Here is a 26,469-nt window from a genome sequence, read left to right on the forward strand (position 1 = left end):
CCCACTCTCCGCAGGGCTCCACCCCACAGTCCGGCACGCCACGGTTACCGTGCCGGTTCCACGGTATACCGTACGTATGTTGTTGATTCCACATAGCTGGTGGAGAGGGGGGTACTCGATTGACAAAATTTGTCACTGGGTTGGAGCGAAGTAGCCTTTACGCGCCCTGACCCTCAGGCTCTTGTGGTTTTCTGCCATGATATCAATCGAGCGATAGCGCCCATCAGGCTTCAAATCCGCAGGTTTATACGCCAGCAGATACTGGCTGCGCAGCTCGTCCTGGATTTCCGCGAACGCATTGGCCACATCCTGGATCTTGAACGGGAAGAAGGCTCTTCCGCCGGTCGCGTCCGCCAGCCGCTCCAACACTTTGTCGCCGCGCAGTTTGGTGCCGCTGATGTTGGTGCTGATGGTGTAAATGATAACCTCCGCGCGCTGCGCCATCTCGATGGCTTCCTCGCGCGTGACCCGGCTCTGGTTGTCGTCGCCGTCGCTGAGCAGGATGATCGCCCGGCGCGCCGGACCGGTCGTTGGCGCCTTCATCAGTTTGTCGCGGCTGGCGTAATAAACCGCGTCGTACATCGCCGTTCCGCCGCCCGGACGCAGCATGCGCACGCCGCGCGACAGCATTTCGGGGCTGTCGGTGAAGTCCTGCGTGACTTCCGGTGTGGTGTCGAAGCCAATGACGAAGGCGCGATCCGACTTCGGACGAACGATGGAATTCAGGAACTCGATCGCCGATTCCTGCTCGAAGCGGAAGCGGTCGCGTACCGAGTTGCTGGCGTCAACCAGCAGCCCGACGCGCAATGGCAGGTTGGTCTGGCTACTGAAGCTGACGATGGACGCTGCCGGCTTGTTGTCATCCAGCACCCGGAAATCGCTCTTGCTCAGGTTCTTGACGAAGTGTCCGTGCTTGTCGGTGACGGTGAAGACGACGTTGACCTCGTCCACGCGCTTGCGGATGGTCTCCAGCGGAACGCCGCGATCATCCAGTGTCAGGTCCTCTTTGTTTGGCTTGGTTTCCTTCGCCTGCTGCGTCGTGGGCTGCGATGCGCCGGTCTTGGCGGATTCCTCTACTGGCGGCGCAGCCACCGCCGGCGGCGGTGAAGGTTTCTTGCTGCCCGGCAAATCTTCCAAAACAGGCGCACTCTTCGCAACTGGCTCCGCGGCTTTCGGAACTTCCGCCTTGGGTTGCGGCGCAGGCGGCGCGGGCGCGATGCTGGCCGACGGCGCCGAGGGTAAATCCTGATCCGACGCAGGCGGATTCTGCTGCTGTGCGACCGCGCCTGCTGTCAGCAGCAGGACTAAAATGCCGGTCAGGAAGGCGCATTTCATGAGAAATTTCATTATAGCTGGAACTCGCTCCCCCTGGCGCGCGGCTAACGCCTTAGTACACGCAGGAAATCCTCCAGTTCGGGCGGCAACGGCCGCTCCAGGACGAGTCGCTTACCGGTGAGAGGCTGCTTGAATTCGATGGCCGCAGCATGCAAAAAGTTTCTTGGGAGAGCGAGCGCAGGGAAGACCTGTTTGGTTTTGGCTCGCGGCTGGATTTCGCGGGGCGCGCCGTACAGCGTGTCGCCGACCACAGGATGTCCGAGCGATGACAGGTGCACGCGAATCTGGTGTGTGCGGCCGGTTTCGATCTTCACTTCTAACAAGGCGAACTTGCCGTAGGGCGAGTCGATTCGCTGCCGGACTCTGTAGTGCGACATCGCTTCGCGCCCGCCGGCTCGGCGCGTGGTCATACGCGTGCGGCGCAGGCGGTCGCGGCTGATCGCGGATTGAATGGTCCCTTGGTCTTGCTGCAGCCAGCCGTGCACCAGCGCGATGTAGCTCTTGTGGACTTCGCGGCGCGCAAACTGCTCGCCGAGCTTGCGATGCGCTCGGTCGTGCTTGGCGATGACGATCAGGCCGCTGGTATTGCGGTCGAGGCGATGCACAATTCCAGGGCGAAGCTCGCCGCCAACACCCGACAGCGCGCCGAAGCGGTGCAGCAGGGCGTTGACCAGGGTGCCGCGATTGCGCGCATCCTCGGTCGAGCCGGCCCCCGCATGGACCATCATGCCCGCAGGTTTGTTCACCACCGCCAAGTCGTCGTCTTCGTAAACGATGTCCAGCGGAATCTCTTCCGCCGTCGCACGCAATGGAGGACGCTTGGCTGCCGCAAGGACTTCGATCGCTTCCGCTCCGCGGAGGCGAAGAGAGGGCTTCGCGGCCTTGCCGTCCACCAGCACTTTTTCCTGCGCGATCAGTTCCTGGACGCGGGCGCGACTGAGATCAGGGAGGCACGAGACGAGGAATTGGTCGAGACGCTTGCCTAAATGCTCGGCCGCGACTTGGAATTGCTGAGTCATCGACAAAGATAAACCACGGATTAACACGGATGGACGCAGATCGGCAATCAACTCATCTGATCCGTGTGACTCCGCGATAATCCTTGGCGGTGGCCTTACCTGGCAGCGCGGGCAACGCTGGCGGTCCGCTGCAGCCGCACGCGGCGAAACCAGAGGATGCCGCCGGCGATGACCAGGAAGATGGAGATTAGCTGCGTGCCGGTCATGGCGCCGCCGAAGACGGAACCGCGATCAGGATCGTCGCGGATGAATTCCAGAAAGTAGCGCGCCACGCCGTAGAGGAACAGGTAGGACCCGATTACCTGGCCTTCGAATTTCTTACGCTGGATGAGCCAGTAGAGGATGAAGAAGTTGATCAACTCCACGGCGGATTCGAAGAGTTGAGTGGGCTGGAGCGGCACGTTGAGCGGCGTTCCCACCCAGGCCTGGGCCAGCGGGTTCTTGAAGGTCACGCCCCACCAGTGTTCGGTGGGCTTGCCGTAGCAGCAGCCGGCGGCGAAGCATCCCAGGCGTCCGATCGCGTGTCCTAGGGCGAGGCCGGGCGCAAAGGCGTCGGCGGTGCGCAACCAGGGCATGTGGTTCTTGCGCATGTACCAGACTGACAGTGCCAGTGCGGTCAGCACGCCGCCGTAAAAGACTCCACCCGCCTGCAACAGGGTCAGGCTGAAGATTTCTCCGGGGTGCTCGGCGTAGTACGGGAAGTCATTGATGATCAGCAGCACCTTGGCGCCGACAATGGCGCCCAGCACCACCATGATACCGAGGTTCCAAGCCTTCTCGGGATCAAGGCCCTGGCGCTCGGAGAGGCGCGCGGCGATGTAGAGGCCGACGATCACCCCGGTAGCCACGAGGACGCCGTAGGTAGGAAGGTTGAAACTGCCGAGATGAAACAGTCGGGGAAACACTGATGATTGGATGTTCCGGGCCGCGTGCCGGAATCAACAATCAGTTTATCAGGGACACGGGATGGGAAGGGAAAAGCAGTGGGCGAAGCCGGACTGGATTAAGGCGAAAGAGAAGCCGACCCGCGGGGCCGTGTGGTGGGCCGTCAATGAACCTTGCTCAGCAAGGTGGGAACCCGCCGCAATCCTTTAGGCATTTCCGCATGGCGGAACGTTGCACACCGGATCAGAAGCCGAGTCGGGCTCCCGTTCATTGAGGTGTTGGTTCAAAATCCGGTTACCACCAGCACCAACTTTGCAGGCCGGCTTACAGAACTTGATGCTAGGGGAAAGACCGCAGAAATGGCAAGTAGCTGGACGCAAATAGTTGGCATACGGCTTGCAGTGAATCAGCCACAGAGTGCACAGAGGAGGCCAAAACAGGCATTTTGTCGATTGCCGATTTCGGCCGTTAGCCGTTGGCCTTTGGAGACGCCGATCTGGAAAGGCTAAGGGCCAATGGCTCTGAAAATCACCAACGGACTATCGAAGATCGGATACGGTTCTCTCTCTTTGTCCTCTGTGGCTAATGTTACCCGGCGCGGCGGGTGTCCTGCAGGACCTCGTCCAGGGCGCTTGCCAGGGAACTGGTGCGTTGGTTCATTTCCTTGGCGATGGTGTCGTACTTGCGCTTGAGGACGTGGAACTCGTCGGCGATGTTGAGGGCAGCGAGGACGGCCAACCGCTGCGACTCCACGGTGGAGGTTTGCTCGGCGACGGCGCGCATCTTGCCGTCCACGTACTCGGCGAGCTTGAAAATGTAGTCAGGATCAGTGCCGCGCAGGTTGTAAGCCTGATCGTAGATCTCCACGCGGACGCTGTTCACAGTACCGTTAGGGGGATTCAACCTGTTCCTCCGCAGAGTTGCGAGTTGTAAGCTGCGAGGGAAAGACAGGATCCCGCAACGCACGAAACTCGACACTGAGAACTGGGAACTCGAAAACCATTATGCCCCGGATTCCTCGGCCGTCAATTCATCAATTTGGTGCAGCATCTTCTCGACGCGGGCGCGGACCTCTTCGCGCTCTTTGCGCAGGCTGATCATGTCGCGGCGCAAGGACTCCATTTCCTCCTCGCGCAGTTCGAGTTGCTCGCGCAAGCGCACGGCATCGCGCTCGGCGGCGGCCTTGGCCTCGCGCGCCGCCTTCAACAGTTCGATGGTGCGGTAAACCTTCTCTTCCAGCGAATGGAAATCGTCCGAAGAAACTTCGGGGGGGAACTCGCGCACAGCTTTGACCGACATTCGTCCGCTCGCCTCGGGGGTGAAATTTTGCTTAACTCGTGCGCAGTATATAGCGAAGAGAAGAGGTTTGAGGCTGTGAATATCTTGGCGGTACAGGAGTCAGTCGTCAGGAGTCAGGAGTCAGCAATTTGCCGCCGCTGACTCCCGACTACTGTTTTGACAACGCCGGCAATTTGTCCCAGCACTGCCAGAAGGCGGTCATGTCATCGGGCGTGCTGAAGGAGACGCGAAGGAAGTTTTCCATGCGGGGGAAGGGACGTCCGACGGCGATGTTGTCTTCACGGAAGTGCTTGATAACATCGCGCACGGGCCGGCCGGTCTCGATCATGGCGAAATTGGCGTAGGAGGGTATGACGCGCAGCTTGCGCACGGCGGCCTGGCGCGTGAATTCCGTGCGGTCGGCGGCGTTGCGGGCGACAGCGGCGCGCATGGCCGCGTCATCGTCGAGCGCGGCCAGGGCGGCGTGCAGGGCGATCATGTTGCCGTTGTCCTCAAGCTGCCACGGTCGCAGCAGCTTGGTGGTTGCCGGAATTGCCACGGAGTAGCCCAGACGCAGGCCGGCCATGCCGTAAACCTTGGAAAACGTGCGCGCGACGATAAGGCGTGGATCATCCACCGGCCTTTCAATGAAGGAGACATAGTCGGGCGAGTCGGTGGCGAAGTGGTGGTAGGCCTCGTCAATCAGAACGTAGGTATTGGATGGCAGCTTGCGCACAAAGGCCTCGATATCGAGGCGCGGAGTGAGCGAGGCGGTGGGATTGTTGGGATTGCAGATGTACACCAGGCCGGTATCGCTGCTGGTGCGGGCCAGCATGGCGTCGAGATCGTGAGCGTAGTTCGAGGTCAGCGGCACCTCGACGACCTGTGCACCTCGATCGCGCGAGTATTCGAGAGAGGATTCGAAGGTCGGGACAGCGGCAATAAGCTTGCGTCCCGGGCCGGTGAAGGCGCGCGACGCCATGGCTAGCACTTCGGTGGAACCGTTGCCGAGCAGCACTTGCTTGGGCGAGACCTTGTTGCAGGCGGCGATGCGCTCAACCACGTCGCGGTAAATCTTGAAGGGATAACGGTGGGCGACGCGCAGACCTTCCAGGGCGGCCTTCTCGACGGATGGAAACACGCCGTAGGCGTTCTCGTTGCTGTTGAGCAGGATGGGAGCGCCGGGCGAAGAGGTGCGTGGGGGCTCGGCGAAGGCAATGCGTTCAAGTCCACCGAAGCCGACGGCGGCGGTGGCGCCGAGGCCAAGCGAGCCAAGGAATGATCTGCGCGAGAAAGACATTTGCTCACCCCGTAGTCCGTAGTCGGTAGGCCGTAGTCCGCGGCTTCGTGCACCGCGAATGCTCAGGAACTTTAGCAGGTCGGGCGCACAACAGGAATGGCTGCAGCAGAGACGCCGGACGACCGGCTACGGACTACCGGCTACGATGTGCGCAGCGTACCGCCGAGGGATTCGAGACCCTTCATGATCTGCTGCGACCAGAGTGCGACCTCGTCGTCGCGTAGCGTGCGTTCGGCGGACTGGAAAGTCGCGCGCAACAGCATCGAGTACCTTCCGACCGGGATGGCGCCGCCGCGGAAAATCTCGACCGGAACGAGCGCGGCCAGCTCGGAGATGCGGAGCGCGGCGATGACGTTCCGGATGCTCTCGAAGGTGACCGTCTCGTCAAAGATGAAGGAGAAGTCGCGGTCTACGGCAGGGAAGCGCGGGATGGCCTGATAGCGAATCTGGCGCGGATCGTGGCGGTAGAGGCGCTCGCAATCGAGTTCCGCGAGGTAGACCTCGGGAATATACTGCGCGCTCAGGCGCAGCTTGCGCTCGGCGGCGACTTGCGGATGAAGCTGGCCGAAACGCGCCACGGTGGCGCCGTCCATCACGGCGCGGGCGGAGCGGCCGGGATGGTAGTAGTCGGGCGTGTTGGCGTCGTAGTAGAGCGAGTTGTACTGGAATGCGCCGAGCAGTGTTTCAATGTTGCCCTTGAGATCGAAGAACGAACCCTGCCGGCCGGGCGCATGGATGCTGGGCGGAATGGCTGCGCCGGTCGCGCCCATGCAGAGGCGGCGCTGCTCGTCGGTGCGCGCGCCCATAGTCTCGTAAATTTTGCCGGACTCGAACAAGCGGACGTCGGCATGGCCGCGATTCAGGTTGTAACCGAGCATGTTCAACATGCTGGGAACCATGGAGGTACGCATCACGGATGCCTCTTCGCTAATCGGGTTGGCAACCTCGACCGGCGTGGCGCTGGAGAAGCGCTGCGCGTCGGCGTGCGAGATGAAGGTCAGCGAGACGGCTTCGTGGTAGCCGAGTCCGAGCAGCGAGGCGCGGAGCTTTGCTTCCTTCCTCGCCTCAGGCAGTTCGATGACGCCGCCGACGAAGGTGGGCAGCGTGTTGGGGAAGCGATCATAGCCGTAAATGCGCGCGATTTCCTCGATGAGGTCGATTTCGCGCTCCACGTCGAGGCGCCAGGTGGGGACTTGAACCGCGAAGTCGGCCATTTCCTCTGCGACCGCGGCGTGCGCACCTGTGCTTGCGGGAGCGGCGGCGGTGATGCTGCCGACGGTGACGCCGAAGCCGAGACGCCGCAGAATGCGAGCGATCTCGGTGTCGGGAATGTCCTGGCCGAGATGGCGACGCACGGCTCGGCGGCGCAGAGTGAGCGTGGGGCGCTCGATTCTGCGCGCGTAGGCGTCGGTCTCGGAGGGATCGAGTTGTCCAACGGCGGTTTCAAGGATGAGTTCGGCAACGCGGGCGCAGGCGGCGGGCGTGATGCCGAGATCGGCGCCGCGCTCGAAGCGATGCGAGGCGTCGGTGTGCATCGAGTGGCGGCGCGCGGTGCGGCGGATGGAGGCCGGGTCGAACCAGGCGGACTCGATGAGCACGTGGCGCGTTCTTTCCGTGATCATGGAATCGAAGCCGCCCATGACGCCGGCGAGCGCGACGGGCTTGACGGCGTCGGCGATCACCAGATCGTCGGGATGGAGAATGCGATTCACGCCGTCGAGGGTCTTCAGCTTTTCGCCGGGACGCGCGCGGCGGACGATGATCTTGCCACCTTCGAGCACGTCGAGATCAAAGCAGTGCGTGGGATGGCCGATTTCCTGGAGGGTGTAGTTGCTGGCGTCGGCGATGTTATTGATAGCGCGCGAGCCGAGCAACTCCAGACGCTGCGCGATTTTCTCCGGCGAGGGCGCGATTCTTACGTTGCGAATGACGCGCGCGGTGTAACGGGCGCAGCCGAGGGGGTCTTGGATTTCGATGGGGAACGCGTGGCTCGGGTCTTTGACCAGGGTACCCGGGTCGGAGACCCGGGCCACAAGAGCAGTGATGGGCATCAGGTCGCGGTCGTAGATGGCAGCGCAGTCGCGGGCGACGCCGTAGTGGTTCATGGCGTCGACGCGGTTGGGGGTGAAGTCCACGTCGTAAACGGTGCGCGCGCCTTCACTCTCGATCGATTCAACGGAGATGCCGGCGAGCGTCAGATCGTCGGCGAGCTTGCGGTCGTCCGCCGGGATGTCAACGAACTCGCGCAGCCATGCGGGCGAGATCTTCATTTCCGCGCTTCCAGCTTTTCGATCAGTTTGGGTAGGACCTTGCGCATGCTGTCCAGATGAAAGCGGAGCTCGATGTCCACATCGCAGTAAAAGAGGTCGTTGAGCAGATCGGCGAGGGCCTGGCGATGTTCGCTTCCGGTCATCTGCAAGATCGCGTCCACGCGTTGCTGATGCTTGACGGAGAGCTCCCACAGGTCGGCCAGATCGTGCGCCGCGTCTCCTACCTCGTCGTCGCTCGCGTCGGGCATCACCTTGCGCAGTGTTTCAAAGAGCGCGCGCTCCGTCTCCACGCTGCGGCGGATGCGGTCGCGCTCCTCAGCGCGAAGGGGGAAGGCGTCTTGATCTGCGGAACTCACGAGAATTGCTCCAGGAACCTGACGTCGCCGTTAAAGAACAACTGCAGGTCGGTTACGCCATACAGCATGGCGGCGATGCGGTCCACGCCCATTCCGAAGGCGAAGCCGCTGACTTTTTCCGGGTCGTAACCGACGAATCCGTAGAGCGCCGGGTCCACCATGCCTGAGCCCAGCAACTCAATCCAGCCGCTGGTCTTGCAGTTGGGACAGCGCGCCGAGCCCTGATAGCCCCCACCGCCGCAGAAGATGCACGAGATCAGCACTTCCGCGCTCGGTTCGGTGAAGGGAAAGAACGACGGCCTGAAGCGCGTCTTCACCGAGGAGCCGAACAGCGACTTCATGGCGTGGTCGAGCGATCCCTTGAGGTCGCAAAAAGTCATGTTGGTGTCCACCGCGAGGCCTTCGACCTGGTGGAACATGGGCGAGTGGGTGGCGTCGGGCGCGTCGTTGCGATAGACGCGGCCGGGAATCACGACGCGCACCGGTGGCTTCTGCTTCTCCATGGTGCGAATCTGCACCGGGGAGGTGTGCGTGCGCAGCAGGAGGCGGTCCCGCGCGGGCTTCTGCGCCTGGCCGGCGAGGAAGATGGTGTCCTGCATGTCGCGCGCCGGATGGTCGGGCGGGAAGTTCAGCGACTCGAAATTGTAGTAGTCGGTCTCGATCTCCGGACCCTCGGCGACGGAATACCCCATCGCTTTGAACACGCCGACGATGTCGTTCATGGTGCGGACGATGGGATGTTCGGCGCCGAGAGGACGACGGATGCCGGGGAGGGTGACGTCGAGGCGCTCCGATTCAACCGACTTCCGGTCAGCTATATCGAGCTCAGTGCCCTTAATGAGGACTTCGACACGCAAGCGGAGCTCGTTCACGTGTGCGCCAACATCTCGCTTCGATTCCTTCGCAGCGCTTCGTAGCCAGAGCTCGTTAATCTGAGTGAGAATCCCGTTTTTTCGGCCGAGCCAACGGTCACGGAAGGCCTTGTACTCAGGCTCGTTAGATACGGCTTGGGCTTCACGGTGACACGTGTCAAAACATTCGTTGACCGCGCTTACTAGCGTGGCATCCGTGAAATCCTCGAGTTTTGGAACGGTATACATGGCCGGTGCCGTCCCTACGGGACTCGGAAAATCAAAATGGCCGAGTACCCGGCACTCACGTGCCGGGCTATTATCTGCCGCCCCTACGGGGCTTGTGCTTGGACGGCGCCCACAGTGCGGAGTCATCAAACGTGGGCCTTCGCGAGTGAGCGCCGCATAAAACCTTTGCCCACGGGTCCACACAGACGAACACGGATGAAACTGTTCAGGAAATTCCGTGAATATCAGTGTCAATCCGTGGCCCCGTTTTGCTGAGGGCTGATAGCTGACGGCTGACAGCTACGCTACGTGCGCGCTCTTGGCCTGTTCCGCCAGCTTGGCAAAGCCCGCGGGATCGTTGACCGCGAGGTCAGCCAGTATCTTGCGGTCCAACTCCACGCCCGCCTTCTTCAGGCCGTTGATAAATCGGCTGTAGCTGAGGCCGTTGAGCTTGGCGGCGGCGCCGATGCGCACAATCCACAGCGAGCGGTACTGGCGCTTTTTCTGGCGCCGCCCGGCATAGGCGAACTTCAGAGCGCGCTCCACAGACTCTTTCGCCGAGCGGTAGAGCTTGGATTTTGTCAGGTAATAACCGCTGGCGCGTTCCAGAATCTTCTTGCGCTTGGCACGACGCTTGGTGCCGCGTTTTACGCGAGGCATGGGAGGCTCCTTTTTATTTCAATTTCAGTTTCGGTTTCAGTTGGTGTGCCAGCTGAAATCGAGCCGATGTCGGCGGCTGGAGGCAAGGAGTAAATCCGGGCCTCTTCACACACCGGTTTCGTCCCCACGGGACTCGGATCAAATTTCGATCCGCTTCCCGGCACTTACCCTTCGGCTGCGCTCAGGGCAGGCTGTGCCGGGCTGGTTCTACGGCCCCTGCGGGGCTTCAAGCCATTGTTCCGCCCAAAATCTGCCGTTTGGCGATACAGCTTGCACAACTCAGATCCAGCTAAAAGCTGATTGCTAATAGCTGACTTCAGTACGGAATCATGCGCTTCACCTTTTTCGTGTCCGCCTTGTCCATGATGACGTCGCGATCGAGGTGGCGCTTCTTCTTGGTGGTCTTGGTCGTCAATATGTGGCGCGCCTTGGCATGACCGCGCTTGACCTTACCGGTGGCGGTCTTCTTAAAGCGCTTGGCGGCGCCGCTATGGGTTTTCAGTTTCGGCATAACTCCCCTTGCAATCGGGTAATTGCGTAATCGGGTAATTGGGTAATTGAAAACGGCCGCGCGGAGAGGCGGCGAGCCGGAAGTAACCCTTACCGAGCGTACGCGAATTGTCTATTGTAACAAACCGGGTACAGCAAACGCTGCCACACGCCTGCGACGATTCCGCAGGTACCCGATTCCGCAGTTCCGCAATTGTGTTACGCGCCGGGCGCCGGCTGCGGCGGCGGCGACTGCGGCTTGGGCGGCGGCGCGGGCTTGTGCTCGGGAGCTTTCTTGCTCGGCGCCAGGATGGCGTGCAGCGTGTTGCCTTCCTGCCGCGGACGGAACTCCACGATCGCCTTGTCCCCCAGGTCCTTGATCAAGCGCTCCAGGATTTCGCGTCCCAGGTTCTGGCGCGTCATCTCGCGGCCGCGGAAAAAGATCGTCGCCTTGACCTTGTCACCGTCTTCCAGGAAGCGCAGCGCGTGGTTTTTCTTGGTCTGGTAGTCGTGCTCGTCCACGTTGATGCGGAACTTAACCTCTTTGACGGTGATGACCTTCTGATGCTTCTTGGCCTCGCGTTCCTGCTTTTCTTTCTGGTAGAGGAACTTGCCGAAGTCCATGATGCGGACCACAGGCGGCTGGGCGGTGGGCGAGATTTCCACCAGGTCGAGGCTCTTTTCCCGGGCCATTTTGAGCGCTTCGTACGGGGGCATGACGCCGACCTGCTTGCCTTCGTCGTCAATCACGCGCACTTCGCGCGCCCGGATGCGGTCGTTGGTGCGAATGTACCTCTTGTCGATGCAGGCCTCCCAAGCGGCAAAAGTGTCCAGATTATAGCATGTGGCAACGGATGAATTCGCCACAGATGAACGCAGATCATCGTAGTCGGTAGTCCGTAGTCGGTAGCCCGGAAAAGCATGGAAGGCCGTCCGACCGGACTACGAACTACGGACTACTGACTACGCCATTGCGATATTCTCAGACGCTTATGCGAGTGATTAACGTCGAAATCAAGGCTCGATGCCTGGACCCAGGGCGGGTGCGCGCCGTGCTCGGCGAACGGAATGCGAGATTTGCCGGAGTCGATCAGCAGGTGGACACCTACTTCCGCGTGCCGCAGGGACGGCTGAAGCTGCGGGAAGGGAAGATCGAAAACGCGCTCATTTATTACCAGCGTCCGAATGAAGCCGGGCCGAAGACAAGCAATGTATTGTTGTACCCGGCATCGCCGGGCTTGAAAGAGATTCTCGTTACCGCGCTTGGCGTGCTGGTCGCGGTGGAGAAGCGGCGCGAGATCTCTTACCTGGACAACGTCAAGATTCATCTCGATCGGGTGCAGAAGGCGGGGAATTTCGTCGAGATCGAAGCGGCTGGGGATGAGCAGGCGGATCGCGGCGCGTTGCTGGCGCAGTGCCGGGAATTGATGGAGGCGTTTGGGATTCGCGAGCAGGATTTAATCGCGGAATCGTATAGCGATCTACTGTTGCAGTCATTCACCACGGATTTACACGGATGAACACGTATCGGAATAGATCAGAGAGCGATCCATGCAAATCCGTGGCGATCCGCGGTTAGTCTTGCGGCGGGCGCTTGTTGAGGTTGGGGCTTTCACGCGTGGTGGGCTCGGTGTCGGCGACGGGTGCAGGCTTCCAGGCGCTGGCATTTTCCGGCGCGGTGGGACTGACGCCGAAGTCCCAGACGTACATGTTGACGTCCTTGCCCAGCATTTCCACGAGCGCGTACTCGCCGGGGTCTAGCGGCTCTGCCGGCGCCACCTCGATCCACTGGCTGTTGAGCGGCGTGGAGCGCGTCGGAATGTAATTCTGTTTTTGGCTCACCTTGCCATACACCGCGATCTCGATGACGCCCACCACGCGCGAATCTTTCTTGGGAGTTGCGCGCACGATGCGAAAGTGATCGGAGATGTCGCGAGCGCCGGGGCTGGTGCGCGGATCCCCGTCCATGTCGATGTTGACGTAGATGACGGGCTGCGGAAGGTGCGACTGCACCGCCGCGTGCAGACCCTTGATTTCGATGGTCTGCTTAGCCTTGGCGAGCGGGTTAATGGCGGCGCGCAGAACGTTGCGCGCACGGTTCTGGTTGATCTGACCACCGTTCTGCACCAATTCCACTAATTCGGCCTTGTTGCGATAGACGTCGAACAGGAAGATGCCGCCTTGTGGGGGGAGGCGCAGACCGGGCTTGACCTCAGGCGACCTCTCGTCTCGTTGTCTCCGCTCGGCTGCTTCTTCGGCATCCACGGCGGCAGCTTCCGCCATGTTCTTCGGCGAAGCTTGCCACAATTCGTAGTTCTTGGTGGCGTCCCAATCCACCAGCGTCATGGGAAGGTCTTCCCACTCGTAGCGTTCGGCGCTCAGGTAGTGCACGCGATCGCCAAGGATTTCGCACTTGCCGGCCACTTGGTAGTTGCCGTCGCGCAGGATGATGCGGTGCGAAGGATCGTCGGGCCGGGCGAAGGGACAGGGTGTCGTGGCCGGCTCAGTGGCGGCGGGTTTGGCCGGCGGTTTGGCGGGCGTTCTTGGCTTTTGCGCGCTGCGCTGGGCGGATGAGGACAGGGAAAACACAACCGCGAAGATAAGCAGGACCACCCGCGACATTGCCCCCAACCACATCATCAAATTATCCGCTCTCGTCGGATTCTCTGCACAGTTAGACTGCGGAAGGAGGCCGAAAGTCGCGGCTCGATGCACCTGTGTTGGTGCAAATCGAGGCGTTTCTTTCAGCATCTTTTTCTGGCATAATTGGTCGTGCACCCCTCCAATGGTTCCCAGGCAACGTTCAGCCACTGCCTGGGCGAAGTATCCTCGAAAAATTGCGGAATTGTGGAACTGCAGAATTGCGGAATCGAAGCAGGCATTGCTCTCTTCAATTCCGCAATTCTGCAGTTACCCAACTCCGCAATTCTCGATGGCAACGCTCTCGTGAGGACGAGGTCGAAAAATGCCGGCTAAGTACATCTTCGTGACGGGTGGTGTGGTCTCTTCGCTGGGCAAGGGCTTGGCGGCGGCCTCGATTGGATGTCTGCTGGAAAGCCGCGGGCTTAGGGTCAACCTGCAGAAGTTCGATCCTTATCTCAACGTGGACCCGGGGACGATGTCGCCGTTCCAGCACGGCGAAGTGTTTGTGACCGACGACGGCGCCGAGACCGATCTCGACCTCGGCCACTACGAGCGCTTCACCCACGCCAAGCTGACGCGCGACAACAACTGGACCACCGGCCGCATATACGAGCAGATCATCGCCAAGGAGCGGCGCGGCGATTACCTGGGCAAGACAGTGCAGGTGATTCCGCATGTTACCAACGAAATCAAGGCCGCGATGAAGAAGGTCTCGGTGGATGTGGACGTGTGCATCGTCGAGATCGGCGGCACCGTGGGCGATATCGAGTCGCTGCCGTTCATCGAGGCCATCCGCCAGATGCGCCAGGACCTGGGGCGCGAGAACACGCTGTTCGTGCACGTCACGCTGGTCCCGTATATCGGCGTGGCGGGCGAATTGAAGACCAAGCCCACGCAGCACTCGGTGAAGGAACTGCTCAGCGTCGGCATTCAGCCCGATATCCTGCTGTGCCGCACTGACCGCTTCCTGTCGAAGGAGATCAAGGGCAAGATCGCGCTCTTCTGCAACGTGGAAGAAGAAGCGGTGATCACCGCGATTGACGTCAATTCCATTTACGAGGTCCCGCTGACGTTCGCGCACGAGGGTGTGGACAAACTGGTGCTGCGTTACCTGCACATTGACGCCGGCGTGCGCGATATCAGCCGCTGGGAAGAGTTGGTCAGCCGGGTCAACAACCCCAAGGACGAAGTCTCGATCGGGCTGGTCGGCAAGTACGTGGAGTACGAGGATTCGTACAAGTCGCTGAAGGAAGCGCTGGTGCACGGCGCGCTGTCGCAGAATTTGAAGCTCAACGTCTCGTGGATCGAGGCCGAGGGTCTGGAGACCAAGGGCAGGGAATACGAATCGCAGCTTGAAGGATACGACGGCATCCTGGTGCCCGGCGGCTTCGGCAAGCGCGGCATTGCCGGCATGTTGAACGGCATTCGCTTCGCGCGCGAGCACAAGGTGCCCTACTTCGGGATTTGCCTCGGGATGCAGACAGCGTGCATCGAGTTCGCGCGCAATGTGGTCGGGCTGGAAACCGCCAACTCCAGCGAATTCGATCCCGCCACGCCGCACCGCATTATTTACAAGCTGCGGGAATTGCGCGGCATCGAAGAGCTCGGCGGCACCATGCGATTGGGCGCGTGGCAGTGCAAGCTGGAGCCGGGTTCGCTGGCGGCGAAGGCATACCGCACGAACGAAATCAGCGAGCGCCACCGGCATCGCTACGAGTTCAACCGCGAATACGAGCAGGCGCTGGTTGCCGCCGGTTTGCGCATCAGCGGCGCCACGCCGGACGGAACCTACGTCGAGATTATTGAGTTGTCACAGGAGGATCACCCGTATTTCCTGGGCTGCCAGTTCCACCCCGAGTTCAAGTCGAAGCCGCTGGAACCGCATCCGCTGTTCACGGCGTTTATTAAGGCGGCGTACGAAAACCGGCAACTGCGGCTGGCGCAGAAGAGCGCCGCGGAAGTGGAGATGTTCTTGAGGCCGGAGAAGGTGACGCGGTCGTAAATCGTTTCAGGTTTCACGTTTCAAAAGCACCCCGAAACGTGAAACGTGCAACTTGAAACTTGAAACGAAGAACTTTGGCACGTTCCTTCAAAGTCGGCGATGTCACGATTGGCGCCGGCGGGCTGTTCCTTGTCGCCGGGCCGTGCGTCGTTGAGTCGGAAGAGCACGCCATCAAGATGGCCGAGTGCGTTGCCGGTGTGGCGCGCGCGCTCAAGATTCCGTACATCTTCAAGGCCAGCTACGACAAGGCAAATCGCACCTCGCTGAAGAGCTATCGTGGGCCAGGGATGAAGGAAGGCTTGACGATTCTGCGCAAAGTCGCTGAAACCGTTCGCGTTCCGGTGCTCACCGACGTGCATGACGCGCACGACGTCGCCATGGTCGCCGAATACGTGGACGTAGTACAGATCCCGGCGTTTCTCTGCCGCCAGACCGACCTGCTGGTGGCGGCGGCGAAATCCGGGCGCGCGGTGAACATCAAGAAGGGGCAATTCGTCTCACCGTGGGACATGCGCCACGCAGTCGAGAAAGTGCGCGAGTCGGGCAATGAGCGCGTGCTGCTGACCGAGCGCGGCTCCTCGTTCGGCTACAACAACCTGGTGGTGGACATGCGCTCTCTGCCCATCATGCGCAAGTTCGCGCCCGTGGTATTCGACGCGACACATTCGGTGCAACTGCCTTCCTCGGGTGGCCCACCCTTGCGCGACGCGCAGGGTGGGGATGATGTGGTTCAATCCGGCGGGCAGCCCGAGTTCATTCCCATCCTGGCGCGCGCCGCGGTGGCTGCCGGCGTGGATGGAATCTTCGTCGAAGTGCACGACAACCCCGCTGCCGCACTTTCCGACGGCGCCAACGCGCTTGACCTGAAATGGCTGCGCCCGGTGCTGGACGAGTTGCTCGCAGTGCACGCGGCGGTTGCGGCGGCCCGCGGCAATGCGATATAGGCAGAGATTTCGGAGAGATCTATTGATCCGAGCCGGTGTCCGCGCGTTCGCATGCGGCTGTGTCCTCGCACTGGCATGCGCGGCGCAAGCTGTGCCGGCCGGGCTTGGCGCGGCTCTGGAGCAATGGAAGACGGCCGTCAGCGCAGGTGACAAGTCCGCGTTGCAGGCGCTCTATTCCACCAATCCTCCCGGTTATGTGGTTTCATCCGATGGCAAGCAACAGCTCCCAGTCAGCGCCGAGAGTGACTTCTGGGAACATGCGCGCGCCGCAGGCTTGGACCAGCTAGCAGTGAGCGTCGTCAAAACAGAGGACAGAAATGGGCTGAGCGTGGTGACGCTGGAACTCTCGTTTCGCAGCAAGACTCCGGCCGGAATGCGCCAGGGTTATGTACTCGAACAGCAGGGGTGGCAGCAGCAGTCGCAGGGCTGGCGCATTGTCGCCAGCACTCACACCCCGGTGCTGAAGATGCGGCCGGTGGGAAAGCTGAACCCGCATCTGTACGAGAAGGATGCCGACGCCAAGGCGGAGATCCGCGAAGCCCTCGCGAAGGCTGCGCGCACGCATAAACGCGTGCTTCTCGTTTTCGGCGGCAACTGGTGTTACGACTGCCATGTGCTGGAGGCAGCGTTTCACCAGGTCGACGTCTCGCCACTGCTAAACCGCAATTTCATGGTGGTGCATGTGGACATCGGCCAGATGGACAAGAACCTGGATCTGGCGCAAAAGTATCGTGTACCGATCAAAAAGGGCGTTCCCGCGCTCGCCGTGCTGGCGCCCGACGGTACCCTGCTGTACAGCCAGCAGCACGGAGAATTCGAGTCGGCGCGCAACATGGATCCCGACGACCTGATCGCGTTCCTCAATAAATGGAAGCCGGCCGCCGCGCGATGATCTGCTAACATCTCGTCTCTCGTCATGCACAAAATTGGCGAAAACGTGGTCCGCATTGAGGCTGACGCGTTGCGGGCGCTCGCCGACCGCCTCGCTGGGCCGATGGCGGAGGCGTTCACGCGTGCGGTCGAGTGCCTGTACTCCTGCGGCGGGCGCGTGGTCGTCACCGGCATGGGAAAAAGCGGGCTGGTGGCGCGCAAGATTGCCGCCACTCTGTCGTCCACGGGCACGCCGTCGCTGTACATGCACCCGGTCGATGCGGTGCACGGCGACCTGGGCATGATTGTGCGCGGCGATGTCGTGCTGGCGTTGTCGCAAAGCGGCGGCACCGAGGAGATTCTGAACCTGCTGAGTAACATCAAGCGGCTGGACGTAAAACTGGTGGCCATGACCGGGAAAATGCGCTCGACGCTGGCACTAGCGGCCGATATCGCGCTGGACTGCTCGGTGGAGCAGGAGGCGTGCAGCTTGGGCCTGGCGCCAACGGCTTCGACCACGACGATGGTCGCGCTGGGCGATGCGCTGGCGGTTGCGCTGGCGGAGAAGCGTGGGTTCAAGGAAGAGGACTTCGCCGATCTTCATCCCGGCGGCAAGCTAGGCAAAAAGCTGGCGCGGGTTTCGCGTCTGATGCACACCGGCGACGCCATTCCGCGGGTCACGTTGCAGACGCCCATGTCGGAAGTGATCTACGAGATGTCGCGCAAGAAGCTGGGCGTTACCACGGTTACCGAGGGTGACAAGCTGGTGGGGATCATCAGCGATGGCGACCTGCGGCGGCTGCTGGAGCGCCGCGGCAAGGACGTGCTCGATCTCACCGCTGGCGACTGCATGACGCGCGACCCGAAGACCATCCATGCCGGCGAGTTCGCCGCCGCCGCGCTCAACGTCATGGAGCAGAAGAAAATCACCTCGCTGGCGGTGGTGGGCGATGGCGGACGGCTGGAAGGCATTATCCACCTGCATGATTTGTGGGGAACGGAGATGGTGTAATTTGGTAATTGCGGAATCGGGGAATCGGGTCGTTGATCCAGCGACTTGGTTGCGGGCGAATCCTCTGAATGTGTTGCGGCCTTGAGCAATTCCGCAATTACCCGATTCTGCAATTACTCAATTCCCATGTATCACTACGATGCCAATATCGCCCTCGAGGAACTCAAGGAAGACGCGGTACTGCCCAACCCCGTGCACGTGCGCGACATGATGTTGCGCGCGAAGCTGTCGCCGGACCGATCGCTGGAACTGAATCGGTTGTTCGCGGAATATCAGCGGCAGTTCGGAGAACTGCAGAAACTGGGGAAGGAACTGCTGTCGCATCTGATCAGCGAGTGAACGCGCCCGCGGCCGGCGTAGCAGCGCTCAGCCTGGCGGCCACCATCGCGGCCTCCTCGATGTATGCGCGCAGTTGCTCGGGCTTCGCCAGGTATCCGGCGCGGCAGATCAGCAGCCAGGCGCCGCTGCTCTCCACCGCCCAGCGCCGCGCCTTGTCCAGCGACTGGAAATAGTCCAGCAGCGGGGGCTGGAAGAATTTCCGCAGGGCCTCCTCGTCCGGTCCGATCAGCAGGTGATTGCGGCAGAATTCGGGATGCGAATCGAAGCGCATCACGGTCATCCCCAGCCGGGCAAACACCGGCGCCATGACGTTGGGATTTACGCCGTGAATCGCGGTGAGCAAGTCGAACACCGGCAGCGCGGCGCGGAACGCTACCACCGTCTCGCGCGCGCCTTCGGGCGAGCGGTAGTCGAAGGCCACAAGTTGCTTGTCGCCATCGGCGCCGCGCATGACGTTACGGGCGACGCCGCGGCGCTGCGTGAAACGGAGCACGGAAAGCATTTCGTCGTCAGTGAAGGGAACGGCTACTTCGTCGAAGGAAAATCCGCGTTCGGCAGCGACTCGCGCCAGCGCCCGCGTGCGCCGTATCTGCGTGGTGCGCACCACCACCGCGGCTATCACCAGCGTCGCTGCCACCGCCGCGATAAAAATCGCAAGCTCCACGTTGCCCTCGGCCTGACTTTTGGCGGTGGAGTGTACACCGGATCGGCGCGCGTGACGCCACTTTTCGCAGCCGGTGGAACACGAGAGGGCAACGCGCCGGTGTTGTGTCGGGACTTAGCCGCCCCGGGCGCGCTTAGGTGCTTTCCGGGCGAAGAAGTTGAAGCGGTGCGCCTTCATGTCCACGCGCAATCCGGCGAACCGCACGCCCTCGTTCTCTAAGCGGAAGCGCTGTTCCATGCCAGCCTCTCCGCCGAGCAGGATTTTGCCACTGGCGCCGACCACGCGTTGCCACGGCAGCCCGCTGGATCCGTGCAGCGCCCACGCCACCTGCCGCGCCGCCCCGGGGAAACCCGCGGCATACGCCACGTCGCCGTAGGTGGCGACTTTGCCGCGAGGAATGCGCCGCACCTGGCGCAGCATCCTTTGAAACATTCCGCCGTGGTTCGATATCTCCAAGGCTGCCAACTCAGACAATGCCTAAGAAAGCGCGTTCACCGGAACACTCCGCTCGACTGCGTCCGCCGGAAGGCGTTGGCCACCGACTCCGCCTGCTGCAGAAAATCGCGAAGCTCCTGCGCGGGTATCAATCGGCCGGAACGATACACCACCAGCCACGGTCCCGACCCGCTCACGTACAGATTGCCTTTCGGGTCCAATTGCTCAAACGCCTGCCTCACCTCCGGCTTGAACAGCGCGCGCACGGCCGCCGGGTCCTGACCGTGCAGAAAAAAACGGCGCGAAAAATCCGGCGCGTCTTCGAAGTCAATATCCGAGTAACCGACTTTGTCCGCCAGCCGCAAGAGCGCGTTTTCCGGGCACAGCATGAATGACGGAAACGGCGTGGCCAACTGGAATGCAACCACGGTGGAGGTGGACTGGCTCTTGCCCGAGCCCACCGTGCGGTCCGCGACGATAGCCTCGCCGCCGCCAGCGCTGCCCTGAAGAATGTTGCGGTAGCGTGGCCGGGATTCCATCCTTGCCATCCGGATCAGAGCCAGTTTCTCGGCGAGAGCGTCGTCGGGCTTCTCCGAGAAGAGGAGCCCTCGCTCCATCCCAAACTGCTCGAGTTCTTCGCGGCGTTTCCTTACCTCGCGAGCCTTGACGCACAGCATCAGAGCGATAAGCCCCAGAAACCCAAGCCAAATCGCCCAGAACCACGACGGTGGAATGGTGGAGCGTAGTTTCTGCGGCGCCAGGACCAAGAGCAGCAACATCTTCCTCATGGCGCGAAATCATACCGTCTGCCCGGCGGTCATTTACAATGAAAAACTCTGTACGAAGGACAGTTCTGGCATGTATCGCTGGTCGCAATTATTCATTCCCACGCTGCGCGAAGCCCCGGCCGAGGCCGAGGTCGCCAGCCACAAGTACCTGCTGCGCTCGGGCTACGTCCGCCAGCTCGCCGCCGGAATCTACTCATATCTGTTTCTCGGTCAGCGTGCCATGCTCAAGATCACGCAGATCGTGCGCGAGGAAATGGACAAGATCGGCCAGGAGTTCTACCTGCCCGCGCTGCACCCGGCGGATATCTGGCAGGAGAGCGGGCGCTGGCAGGTGATGGGCGACAACATGTTTCGCCTGAAAGACCGCAAGGGCGCCGACCTCTGCTTGGGCATGACGGAAGAAGAGGTCATGACCTCGATCGCGCGCCGCGAACTGCGCAGCTACAAGCAGCTTCCGCAGATTTGGTATCAGATCCAGTCCAAGTTCCGCGACGAGCCCCGCCCCAAGTCCGGCCTGTTGCGCGTGCGGCAGTTCACCATGAAGGACTCGTACTCCTTCGATCTCGATCCCGCCGGGCTCGACCTCTCCTACCAGAAGCACTACGATGCCTACTGCCGCATCTTTGATCGCTGTGGATTGCAGTACGTGGTGGTGGAAGCGCACTCAGGCGCCATGGGCGGCTCGCAGTCGCACGAATTCATGGTGTACACCGACGCGGGCGAGGACTTCGTCGTGAGTTGTCCGAACTGCCGGTACGCGGCCAACCTGGAGAAGGCGACCTCGCGGCTCGATGTGGTGGAAGACTATCCCGACGTCGGCGATGGCAAGCCTGCCCCGGTGCACACGCCGGGGATGAAGACGATTGAAGACGTCGCCAAGTTTCTCGGCGTCTCGCCTAAGAACAAGATGAAGACGCTGGCGCTGATGGCCACCGACGCCGGCGCCGAAGCGGGCAAGCCACGCGAAATCCCCGTCGTCGCATTTCTGCGCGGCGATCACTCGCTCAACGAGGCGAAACTGTCGGCCGCGATCGGCACTGCCGACTTCCGCCCCATGCATCCGGAGGAGATCCAGGAAGTGTTCGGCTCGCCTGCCGGGTTCCTCGGGCCGATCGGCTCGGAGAACCTGCATTACAGGGAAGTCAGGGCAAAGGTGCTAGTGGAGCGCGCGCTGCTGGGGCGCAAGAACTTGATCGCCGGTGCCAATCAGCAGGACTACCACCTGCGCAACGTCACGCCGCAGCGCGATTTTCCGGTCGCTGACCATCAGTGGGCCGACCTGCGCGCGGTGGAAGCGGGCGAGGGCTGCCCGAACTGTGGAACGCCGCTCAAGGTCGCCAAGGCGGTGGAGATCGGGCACATCTTCAAGCTCGGCTACAAGTACTCGGAGTCGATGGGCGCGCGCGTACTCGACAACGACGGGAAAGAGGTCACGCCCATCATGGGCAGCTACGGCATCGGCATTGAGCGCATCCTGACTGCCGCCATCGAGGAAAACCACGACAATGACGGCTTCTTCCTGCCGCCGCAGATCGCGCCGTTCGAGGTCGTTGTCACGCCCATCAACGTGGCCGACGAAAAGCTGCGCTCCGTGGCCCACGAGATCGCTGCCAAACTCGAGCAGGCCGGCCATGACGTGCTGCTCGACGACCGCGACGAGCGCCCGGGCGTGAAGTTCAAGGATGCCGATCTGGTCGGAATTCCGTTCCGGGTCAACGTCGGCAGCAAGAAGGTCGCGGAGGGAAAAGTCGAGGTGTTCCACCGCTCGACACGTAAGTCTGAGGATGCTAGTATCCCGGAAATAATCGACATCATGGAGAATTTGCTCCGGAATGGACAGTGAAGTCCACCCCTGAGCGGTAGGGGGACGCAAGGATGAAAGCGCTTCGGGCGATACTCGGCGTTGCCTTCATCGTGGCCGTGGTCTACGGCACGTGGATCATGGTTCCGCCCTACTACTCCAACTACCAACTGCAGGACACGATCGCCGAAGAAGCGCGCATGAACACTTACACACAAAAATCCGAGGAAGACATGCGCGAAACCATCTGGCGCAAGGCGAAAGACCTGGAGATTCCCATCCAGCGCGAGCAGATTAACGTGCAGCGCGCTGGCGGTGGCGTCGCCATCTGGGTTGACTACACCGTGCATGTGGACATTCCTGGGTACCCCCTCGACCTGCAATTCCACCCCTCTTCGAAAAACAAGAGCTATTGAGCGGTTACGACGGACTACCGACTGTCGGCTACCTTCGGCGGGTCAGCGGGCGCCGCTGATGATTTACAATGTCCCTAGCTTCCGACTAAACAACAATTTTGCTTGCCCTTCGTCCGATCCGGCACGTCGCTGGCTAACGTTTGCGGGCTCGCTGCCGTCTGAGTAATGAAGAGAAGCGGCAGCCTGTATCATGGAAGGGGGCGCGCCCTAGCCGCGCGCACAACGACTCAAAGTGGCAATTAAGGTAAAACTCCCTCGGGCTCGGCCCTCGGCTAAGGCCGACCGCGCGCCGTCGCGCGCCGCAGTTAGCCATTTCAGCTTTTCCGACCCGATGGTCAAGGTCGCCGCCACCTTTTTCCTGGTCGTGACGCTGATCGTGCTGGGCGTTTTCGTTGGCTACTACGTTAAGTACGAGAGGATTATCGATCGCCGGCTGCACGGGCAGATATTCACTAACGCCACCAGAATCTACGCTCGTCCCGCCAGCATTTGGACGGGAGAGAGCATCTCTGCGCACGACATCGCCGCCCAGTTGCGCCGCGCCGGGTATGTCGAAGACCAGAACTCCAGCGGCGTCGGCAGCTATCGACTGATGTCGCACGGCATCGAGATCCATCCCGGCCCCGAGTCCTACCACAACCAGGACGGCGCCCTGGTGCGCGAGTCCGGCGGCAAGATTGAGCGCATTGTCGGCACCGGCGACTCGGATGGCCGCGAGCTCTCCGCCTACGAGTTGGAGCCAACGCTGATCACCGCCGTGGACAACGAGCAGCGCACCAAGCGCCAGCTCGTGGAATACAGGGACATTCCCAAGGTCATGGTTGACGCGGTCACCGCGATCGAAGACCGGCGCTTCTTCCAGCACGCCGGCGTCAATTACTGGCGCTTCATGCAGGCGGCGTGGATTGACTTGCGCCAGGGCGGCGTGCGCAGGCAGGGCGGCTCCACCATCACCATGCAGGTGGCGCGCGCGTTCTTCCTCAGCCCCGAGAAGACGATTAAGCGCAAGCTGATCGAAATGCTGATAGCCATTGAGCTGGAGCAGAAGCTTTCCAAGGAGCAGATCTTCTCGCTTTATGCCAACCAGGTGGATCTGGGGCAACGCGGTTCGTATACGATCACCGGATTCGCGGAAGCGGCGCGCTCCTACTTCAATAAGGATCTGCAGAACATCAGCCTGCCGGAAGCCGCGCTGCTGGCCGGCATCATCCAGCGTCCCAGCTATCTTTCGCCCTACCGCCATCCCGAGCGCGCCCTTGAGCGCCGCAACCTGGTGCTGGAGGCCATGGTCGAGACTGGTGCCATCACCCGGGAACAGTGCGACAAAGCCAAGGCCGCCCCGCTCAAGCTTGCTCCCCCCAACGTCGAGGCCAGCGACGCGCCCTATTTCGTGGATCTCGTCAAAGACAGCCTGCTCAGCCGCTTTAGCGATCACGATCCGAGCGAAAACGCCTACCGCGTGTATACGACGCTGGATCCCGACCTGCAGAAGGCCGCCGCCGAGGCCGTGCAGGAGGGCATCAAGAATGTGGATGCACAGGTGGAAAAACTGCGCACCCGGCGCGTGAAGGTCGGTGCCGGAAAGAATGCCAAGGTTGAAGTGAAGGTCGTGCCCGGGCCGATGCCGCAGGTCGCACTGGTGGCTCTCGATCCGCACACCGGCGAAGTCCTGGCGCTGGTGGGCGGGCGCAATTACGGCTTCAGCCAGTTGAACCACGCGGTGGCGCGCCGGCCCACGGGATCGGTCTTCAAACCCTTTGTGTACGCCGCCGCGGTCAACACCGCTCTTGCTGGCGACGGCAGCAATGCGATCACACCCGCGTCCCTGATTGACGATGCGCCCGGCACCTACACTTACGGCGACCAGATCTATGAGCCGCGCAACTATAAGGACGAGTACCACGGCGTGGTCTCGGCGCGCTTTGCGTTGGCGCAGTCACTGAACAATGCGACGGTGAAGCTGGCCGAGCAGGTGGGCTACGACAAAGTCGCCGCTCTTGCCCGCGCCGCCGGGATCAAGTCCGTGCAGCCGACGCCCGCCATGGCATTGGGCGCGTACGACGCCACGCCCCTGGACGTGGCGGCCGCCTATACCGTCTTCGCCAACAGCGGCGTCCGCGTTTCGGCAATGCTGGCTACCTCGGTGCGCGATGCCCACGGCAACTTGGTGGAGAACTTCAAGGCGGAACGCACCCTGGTGCTCGATCCCCGCGTCGCCTACGTCATGACCACCATGATGGAGGGGGTGATCAACAACGGCACCGCCGCGGTTGTGCGCGGCATGGGATTCTCCGCGCCCGCCGCCGGCAAGACCGGAACTTCGCATGACGGCTGGTTCGCCGGCTACACCAGCAATCTGCTGTGCATCGTGTGGGTGGGCTACGACGATTACAGCGACCTGCGCCTCAGCGGGTCGAGCACCGCGGCGCCCATCTGGGCCGAGTTCATGAAACGCGCTATCAAGCTGCCGGCTTATCACGACGAGGAGCCGTTCCAGCAGCCCGCCGGGGTGGTGAATGTCCAACTCGACAAAGCGACCAACCGCCTGGCCACTGCGGCCTGCCCGGAAACCTACACCGTGGCGTTTATCGCCGGCACGGAACCGAAAGACTCTTGCGATCAGCCGGTCGGCGAGCATCGCGGCATCCTGACGCGTATTTTTGGCAGCCCTGCGCCACCTCCGCCTCCAGTGATTGGCGCCACCAGCAGCACGGTTCGTCCCGCGCCGCCGGCGCCGGTCGCGAGTTCCAACCCGGGTAAGGCGGATCCGCCGGAGAAAAAGAAGGGAATTTTCGGCAAAATAGTAGGTATCTTCAAGGGAGACAAGCCGTCCTCGGCGCCACCGCCGAAGGACGGCGGCACCAATCCGCACTGATCCGTGGGGCACGGCTGAACCGCGTAGGGTGCACGGAGGTCTCGCCATGAACCGTCGTCTGCTGCTGCTTACGTGCGCGCTCGTCGCCGTTTTGCTCGCTGGATCGTACGCTCAGGAATCCAAGGAGCCCGCCACAGCGGATCGTCCCGCGGCGCCGGCGCGCGTCGGCCCGCCGCCGAAGGATGCTGCACCGGCGGCCCTGGAAGAGCAGGGCGACAAGCTCCGCGCTGATAAGTCCTTCGCCGACGCTCTCGACTACTACCGCGCTGCCCTGAAGAAAGCCCCCAGCGCCACTTTGTGGAACAAGATTGGCATCACCGAGCTGCAGCTTAGCCGCTTCAAACCCGCCGCCAAGAGCTTCGATCACGCCATCAAGCTGAATTCGAAGTTTCCTGAGGCTTACAACAATCGCGGTGCGGTGTATTACATCGTCGGCGCGTCACAGCAGGCGTTGGCACAACGTGCCGGCAGGTCGATTCCCGGAAGCGCGCGCAAGAATTATCAGAAAGCGATCAAGGAGTATCTGAAAGCGCTGGCGCTGCAGGACAGCAGCGCCTCGTATCACAGCAACCTTGGCACCGCCTACTTTGCGATGAAGGAGTATCCTGCCGCCATGAATGAGTACGCTATCGCCTTGCAACTCGATCCCGACGTGTTCGAACACCGCTCGCAATCCGGGATTGCCGCGCAAATGTCGTCGCCCCAGGACCGTGCGTACTACTCCTTTCTACTGGCGCGGATGTACGCCAAGTCGGGCAATTCGGATCGCGCACTGGAGTACCTGCGCAAGGCGATGGAAGACGGCTACAAGGACATCGACGCCGTCTACAAAGACCAGGAATTCGCGGCCCTCAGGAAAGACCCGCGGTTTGGCGAACTGATGGCCAACAAGCCGCAGGCAATCCCGCAATGAGCCGAAGACAGGTCTTTACATTTTCATGCGCAACTTTTTTCGCCCGTTGGTGTCTATGCGAACTGCCTCCTGAAAGCAGAGGTGAGTAAGGGGAAA

The 26,469-nt window shown here is 61.6% G+C and carries 26 protein-coding genes and 1 other RNA gene; 10 read left to right on the forward strand and 17 right to left on the reverse strand.

Going from position 1 to position 26,469, the window contains the following annotated elements; translation table 11 throughout:
- Nucleotides 1-132: 132 nt before the first annotated feature.
- The 13 genes from LAN64_05545 to infC all read right to left on the reverse strand — a co-directional run bounded on the left by LAN64_05545 (nucleotide 133) and on the right by infC (nucleotide 11,460).
- Nucleotides 133-1,335 carry a VWA domain-containing protein gene (locus tag LAN64_05545; protein ID MBZ5567300.1) on the reverse strand — a complete coding sequence of 401 codons (1,203 nt, stop codon included), beginning with the start codon at nucleotides 1,333-1,335 and terminating at the stop codon, nucleotides 133-135.
- Nucleotides 1,336-1,379: 44 nt separating this feature from the next.
- The gene (locus LAN64_05550; protein ID MBZ5567301.1) at nucleotides 1,380-2,354 is read right to left on the reverse strand and encodes an RluA family pseudouridine synthase; all 975 of its coding nucleotides are present in this window, start codon (nucleotides 2,352-2,354) and stop codon (nucleotides 1,380-1,382) included.
- Nucleotides 2,355-2,449: 95 nt separating this feature from the next.
- Nucleotides 2,450-3,259, reverse strand: a complete 810-nt coding sequence (lgt, locus tag LAN64_05555) for a prolipoprotein diacylglyceryl transferase (GenBank protein ID MBZ5567302.1) — start codon at nucleotides 3,257-3,259, stop codon at nucleotides 2,450-2,452.
- Nucleotides 3,260-3,372: 113 nt separating this feature from the next.
- Nucleotides 3,373-3,563, reverse strand: a non-coding RNA gene (ssrS, locus tag LAN64_05560) — 6S RNA.
- Between the two features lie 264 nt (nucleotides 3,564-3,827).
- Nucleotides 3,828-4,142 carry a cell division protein ZapA gene (locus LAN64_05565; protein ID MBZ5567303.1) on the reverse strand — a complete coding sequence of 105 codons (315 nt, stop codon included), beginning with the start codon at nucleotides 4,140-4,142 and terminating at the stop codon, nucleotides 3,828-3,830.
- 99 nt (nucleotides 4,143-4,241) lie between these two features.
- On the reverse strand, nucleotides 4,242-4,538 hold the full coding sequence (locus LAN64_05570; GenBank protein MBZ5567304.1) for a hypothetical protein: 297 nt from the start codon (nucleotides 4,536-4,538) through the stop codon (nucleotides 4,242-4,244).
- Between the two features lie 148 nt (nucleotides 4,539-4,686).
- Complete coding sequence (locus LAN64_05575; GenBank protein MBZ5567305.1) at nucleotides 4,687-5,817, reverse strand: aminotransferase class I/II-fold pyridoxal phosphate-dependent enzyme; 1,131 nt, start codon at nucleotides 5,815-5,817, stop codon at nucleotides 4,687-4,689.
- A 140-nt stretch (nucleotides 5,818-5,957) separates the two neighbouring features.
- The gene (gene pheT / locus LAN64_05580; GenBank protein MBZ5567306.1) at nucleotides 5,958-8,087 is read right to left on the reverse strand and encodes a phenylalanine--tRNA ligase subunit beta; all 2,130 of its coding nucleotides are present in this window, start codon (nucleotides 8,085-8,087) and stop codon (nucleotides 5,958-5,960) included.
- Nucleotides 8,084-8,443 (reverse strand): hypothetical protein, encoded by a 360-nt coding sequence (locus tag LAN64_05585; GenBank protein MBZ5567307.1) that lies wholly within the window; start codon nucleotides 8,441-8,443, stop codon nucleotides 8,084-8,086. The genes pheT and LAN64_05585 overlap by 4 nt, the downstream gene beginning before the upstream one ends.
- Entirely contained in the window at nucleotides 8,440-9,543 is a 1,104-nt protein-coding gene (gene pheS / locus LAN64_05590) for a phenylalanine--tRNA ligase subunit alpha (protein ID MBZ5567308.1), read from the reverse strand. Before pheS ends, LAN64_05585 begins: the two co-directional genes overlap by 4 nt.
- Before the next feature lie 279 nt (nucleotides 9,544-9,822).
- Nucleotides 9,823-10,182, reverse strand: coding sequence for a 50S ribosomal protein L20 (gene rplT, locus LAN64_05595; protein ID MBZ5567309.1), 360 nt, complete (start codon nucleotides 10,180-10,182; stop codon nucleotides 9,823-9,825).
- Nucleotides 10,183-10,498: 316 nt separating this feature from the next.
- Entirely contained in the window at nucleotides 10,499-10,693 is a 195-nt protein-coding gene (rpmI, locus tag LAN64_05600) for a 50S ribosomal protein L35 (protein ID MBZ5567310.1), read from the reverse strand.
- Nucleotides 10,694-10,890: 197 nt separating this feature from the next.
- Complete coding sequence (infC, locus tag LAN64_05605) at nucleotides 10,891-11,460, reverse strand: translation initiation factor IF-3 (GenBank protein ID MBZ5567311.1); 570 nt, start codon at nucleotides 11,458-11,460, stop codon at nucleotides 10,891-10,893.
- Nucleotides 11,461-11,663: 203 nt separating this feature from the next.
- On the opposite strand from infC, the gene LAN64_05610 reads away from it, so the two are divergent.
- Nucleotides 11,664-12,191 carry a class IV adenylate cyclase gene (locus LAN64_05610; protein MBZ5567312.1) on the forward strand — a complete coding sequence of 176 codons (528 nt, stop codon included), beginning with the start codon at nucleotides 11,664-11,666 and terminating at the stop codon, nucleotides 12,189-12,191.
- Between the two features lie 55 nt (nucleotides 12,192-12,246).
- Here the strand turns inward: LAN64_05610 and LAN64_05615 are convergent, their stop codons facing one another.
- Nucleotides 12,247-13,311: a hypothetical protein gene (locus LAN64_05615; protein ID MBZ5567313.1), complete on the reverse strand. Its 1,065-nt coding sequence runs from the start codon at nucleotides 13,309-13,311 to the stop codon at nucleotides 12,247-12,249.
- A 325-nt stretch (nucleotides 13,312-13,636) separates the two neighbouring features.
- Between LAN64_05615 and LAN64_05620 the strand changes: the two genes are divergently transcribed.
- The 5 genes from LAN64_05620 (at nucleotide 13,637) to LAN64_05640 (ending at nucleotide 18,481) form a co-directional block, all read left to right on the forward strand.
- The gene (locus LAN64_05620) at nucleotides 13,637-15,316 is read left to right on the forward strand and encodes a CTP synthase (protein ID MBZ5567314.1); all 1,680 of its coding nucleotides are present in this window, start codon (nucleotides 13,637-13,639) and stop codon (nucleotides 15,314-15,316) included.
- 74 nt (nucleotides 15,317-15,390) lie between these two features.
- Nucleotides 15,391-16,260 (forward strand): 3-deoxy-8-phosphooctulonate synthase, encoded by an 870-nt coding sequence (gene kdsA, locus LAN64_05625; protein MBZ5567315.1) that lies wholly within the window; start codon nucleotides 15,391-15,393, stop codon nucleotides 16,258-16,260.
- Nucleotides 16,261-16,351: 91 nt separating this feature from the next.
- Nucleotides 16,352-17,152, forward strand: coding sequence for a thioredoxin family protein (locus tag LAN64_05630; GenBank protein ID MBZ5567316.1), 801 nt, complete (start codon nucleotides 16,352-16,354; stop codon nucleotides 17,150-17,152).
- Between the two features lie 24 nt (nucleotides 17,153-17,176).
- Nucleotides 17,177-18,142, forward strand: coding sequence for a KpsF/GutQ family sugar-phosphate isomerase (locus LAN64_05635; GenBank protein MBZ5567317.1), 966 nt, complete (start codon nucleotides 17,177-17,179; stop codon nucleotides 18,140-18,142).
- Nucleotides 18,143-18,268: 126 nt separating this feature from the next.
- Complete coding sequence (locus LAN64_05640) at nucleotides 18,269-18,481, forward strand: hypothetical protein (protein MBZ5567318.1); 213 nt, start codon at nucleotides 18,269-18,271, stop codon at nucleotides 18,479-18,481.
- Here LAN64_05640 and LAN64_05645 read toward each other — a convergent pair.
- The 3 genes from LAN64_05645 to LAN64_05655 all read right to left on the reverse strand — a co-directional run bounded on the left by LAN64_05645 (nucleotide 18,471) and on the right by LAN64_05655 (nucleotide 20,368).
- The gene (locus LAN64_05645) at nucleotides 18,471-19,145 is read right to left on the reverse strand and encodes a hypothetical protein (GenBank protein ID MBZ5567319.1); all 675 of its coding nucleotides are present in this window, start codon (nucleotides 19,143-19,145) and stop codon (nucleotides 18,471-18,473) included. The genes LAN64_05640 and LAN64_05645 overlap by 11 nt on opposite strands.
- A 114-nt stretch (nucleotides 19,146-19,259) precedes the next feature.
- Nucleotides 19,260-19,577 carry an MGMT family protein gene (locus LAN64_05650; protein ID MBZ5567320.1) on the reverse strand — a complete coding sequence of 106 codons (318 nt, stop codon included), beginning with the start codon at nucleotides 19,575-19,577 and terminating at the stop codon, nucleotides 19,260-19,262.
- Between the two features lie 59 nt (nucleotides 19,578-19,636).
- Complete coding sequence (locus tag LAN64_05655) at nucleotides 19,637-20,368, reverse strand: hypothetical protein (protein MBZ5567321.1); 732 nt, start codon at nucleotides 20,366-20,368, stop codon at nucleotides 19,637-19,639.
- Nucleotides 20,369-20,438: 70 nt separating this feature from the next.
- Here LAN64_05655 and LAN64_05660 point away from each other — a divergent pair, with 70 nt between their 5' ends.
- From LAN64_05660 to LAN64_05675, 4 genes are all read left to right on the forward strand, one after another.
- Nucleotides 20,439-22,211: a proline--tRNA ligase gene (locus LAN64_05660; GenBank protein ID MBZ5567322.1), complete on the forward strand. Its 1,773-nt coding sequence runs from the start codon at nucleotides 20,439-20,441 to the stop codon at nucleotides 22,209-22,211.
- A 32-nt stretch (nucleotides 22,212-22,243) separates the two neighbouring features.
- Nucleotides 22,244-22,585: a DUF4845 domain-containing protein gene (locus LAN64_05665; GenBank protein MBZ5567323.1), complete on the forward strand. Its 342-nt coding sequence runs from the start codon at nucleotides 22,244-22,246 to the stop codon at nucleotides 22,583-22,585.
- A 331-nt stretch (nucleotides 22,586-22,916) separates the two neighbouring features.
- Complete coding sequence (locus LAN64_05670; GenBank protein ID MBZ5567324.1) at nucleotides 22,917-25,460, forward strand: PBP1A family penicillin-binding protein; 2,544 nt, start codon at nucleotides 22,917-22,919, stop codon at nucleotides 25,458-25,460.
- Between the two features lie 46 nt (nucleotides 25,461-25,506).
- Nucleotides 25,507-26,373: a tetratricopeptide repeat protein gene (locus LAN64_05675; protein MBZ5567325.1), complete on the forward strand. Its 867-nt coding sequence runs from the start codon at nucleotides 25,507-25,509 to the stop codon at nucleotides 26,371-26,373.
- Nucleotides 26,374-26,469: the final 96 nt, after the last annotated feature.

It is taken from the genome of Terriglobia bacterium (assembly GCA_020073185.1).
Lineage (GTDB): Bacteria > Acidobacteriota > Terriglobia > Terriglobales > Acidobacteriaceae > JAIQGF01.